This is a genomic window from Rothia sp. HMSC073B08, from assembly GCF_001812975.1.
Lineage (GTDB): Bacteria > Actinomycetota > Actinomycetes > Actinomycetales > Micrococcaceae > Rothia > Rothia mucilaginosa.
Genome location: NZ_KV811086.1, coordinates 46,819 through 49,715 on the forward strand (window position 1 = coordinate 46,819; position 2,897 = coordinate 49,715).

Here is a 2,897-nt window from a genome sequence, read left to right on the forward strand (position 1 = left end):
GCCGCCGTGCTCCATGCGGTACAGCATGACCGCCAAGTCGTAGGTGGTCGTTTGCGGCCAGGTAAAGTCCTCGCGTAGCCAATCCTCGGCGTAGCCCCAGATGTGTTGCTGCACAGCCCACCGAGATTCACGCCAAAAAGCGCTACCCTCGCTTAAATCCGTAGCCCAGTACTTAGTGCTCAGCTCAGGACCCTTCGACCCAGGCAAGCTGCCTCTACGAGGCTGAGGCGCGGCAGTCGGCAAACTGGGCGACACCTTACCGCGTGAACGCTGATACCTGTACAAGAACGCAACGATAGAGCGAGTAGAAAGCTGTGCATCCGGGTGGAAATTACCATCAATCCAACCGAACGTAATGCTCTGCTGACGAGCCCACACAATCGCGGCATAGTCCGGGTCGTTGGGCTGAACATCCGGATACGGACTGGTTGCCGGAAGCTCAACCTTCGGCGAACCCGCCAACATATAGAGAGCCACCGTCAGATCACGGCGCGTCATATTCTCAGAATAATAGAGCTCTGACTTGGGAAGCTGCTGAGCCTTGTACCACCTCTTCGCAGCCTCACGCTCCTCAAACGCGTTCACCACCAAATCAATGTCAGTAGAAACAACCTGCTGCACAGAATCCGCGGCACCACCCTGACCGGGAAGAACCTTCTCCACCACCAGCTTGTAACCGCCCTGATAATTCAGCGCCTCACCGGGAACAGTGAGCGTCGCCTCCGTGTAACCGCTCTGGATGCGGTCAGCCGCAATATCCTGCACCAACGCCTTCTGACCCGTCAGATTGCCAGAAGCATCCGTAGCCTGCATAGAGAAACGGTAATGGCCCTCAGTGAGGTTCGGCAGATTCACGGCACGCACCTGCAACGTGTTCTTCTCCCAATAGGGGCTCACCTGCGGTGAATCAGAACGATATTGGTCTATCTGCTGCGGCTCAACACGCAGAACCGGGGCGGCATCCTTCACCTCGGTGTTCGAGTTGGGCGAGCGCACCGGAATAAACGGGGCAACATCCGTCAAAAGGCTACCGGGTACCTTCTCCTCATCCGGATTCGGGAAGAGGCCGCTGTAGACGCCAATCATGTACGACTTGCCCGGCTGCAAAGTACCCGCAGGAATTGTCACATCAGCAGAGAAATAGTTGTTGAGGAAACTCCAGCAATAGTATTCCCCGCAATCCGTATAACGAACTGCATGAGTGAAAACAGGCTTGCCCACCATCAACCCCGTAGCGGGGTCAACCTCATACAGCATCAGATATGCTGGGGCACTTCCCGGCTCAAGAAGCTGCTTAGAGAGAATATGGTAGCCCTCAATCTTCAGCTGCGTATCAACCCAGGGGTTATCGACCGCCGGCATGCTGTACACGTAAGTAGTCTGATCCGGCTCAGGGTCCTGAGTCAGGCTGAGCGGAGTGCGGGCAGTAAGGCGGGGGTCCTCATACTCCTCGGCGCTCGGCTCGCGCTCGCCCGCCGGGTAGTAGGTCAACACCACGTCAAGGGCAGGCGAAGGGGTCGCCCGGATGGTCTGCTTCTTGACCTCAAAGGTGAAGGTGAGGCTTCCGTCCGGGTTGTCGTGGACGATACCGTCTTCTCGAAGATGATCGACCTTGCCGCGGTGCAGAGGATATTGGGTTGCCTCGCCGGTACGGGACCACTCGTAACCGGTACCACGGTTCACGAGGCCGAACTGGAAGAGCTTGTACTTCTTACGGAACTCGGGGGTCAACGGGGAGGTCGTCACGGACACCGTGCCGCCCTGAGAAATATTGAGAGTGCCGGTGGTGACCTTCAAATCAATCTTGTCGGCATCGCTGACGCCAGTGGCTGCGGCACCTGTACCTGAGGCGGCGGGGGCAGCAGCTACGGGGGTTGCCTGCAACGATGCGGCAGGGGAGGCAGAGCTCACCGCATCCGCTTGAGCAGGCTCCACCTGTGCAGGCTGGTTCGGCGCCGCATCAGCATGTACAGCAGGGGTGACAGCCAGCGCCGGGGTCATGCCCAGCAACAGGGAGAGGCTGATTGCCTTTTTACTCTGGGCATTTTGAATGCGGATTTTCTGGGCAGGCGTCTTAGCGCCCTGAACTGTGGTTGGTCGGAAGAAAGAAGACACGGTTATCCCATCTAATGTTCTGCACTGTGCTTTCTATACCGCGGCTTTACACGGTGGTTTTTGCAGGGTGGTTTTCTGCACAGTGGCATTCTGTACGGTGATTGAAGCGAGTGAGGGAAAACGTTGAGTGGAAAGGGAGAAATGAACGAGAAGTTGAGTAGAAAAAGGGGTGCACCATTCGCCTGAGCGAAAGTGCTGGCGGGCTGAAAAGCCGGGCGAATCAGCCCGAAAATTTCAGCCCGCCATCACCGATTGTAAAGCAACACAACAATATGCCGTGTGGCCGCAGGGGACGACTCTCAAATAGCTACTTCAGGAATAACTATTTCAGGGCAACTACTTGAGGCGGCTGCCGCCGTGCTCCATGCGGTAGAGCATCAGTGAGAACTGCCAAGAGGAAACAGTATCCGAGCTGAAATTCTCACCGTGGCCTCGATAATATTCTGCGTATCCCCAGATAATCTGCTGGGTAGCCCACAGGGATTCCCTCCAGAACGCAGTATCCATACGCTCATACTCGGGCCAGTGCACCCGCGAACGTGAATCCCGTGTGGGAGACTCCTCCGGTACATTACTGCTATCTGACGTATCGCTCTTCGGTACAGGCGAAGACGGCAAACTGCTCGACTCCGGCGAAGACGCAGGGGTTAGCGCTCGTTGGTACCTGTACAGGAACGCCACCGTCGAGGCAATCGAAAGGTTCGCCTCCGGGTGGAACTTACCATCGACCCAACCAAACGTAATACCCCTCTGACGAGCCCACACAATCGCGGCATAGTCCG

General features: G+C 56.8%; 1 protein-coding gene and 1 pseudogene. Both read right to left on the minus strand.

What is annotated here, in order from left to right:
* Positions 1 to 2,115, minus strand: a 2,115-nt coding sequence (locus HMPREF2884_RS08280; protein WP_070616712.1) for a peptidase, incomplete at its 3' end; no start/stop codon positions are given.
* A 336-nt stretch (positions 2,116 to 2,451) separates the two neighbouring features.
* Positions 2,452 to 2,897 (minus strand): annotated as a pseudogene (locus HMPREF2884_RS09195) (hypothetical protein); the annotation flags it as partial.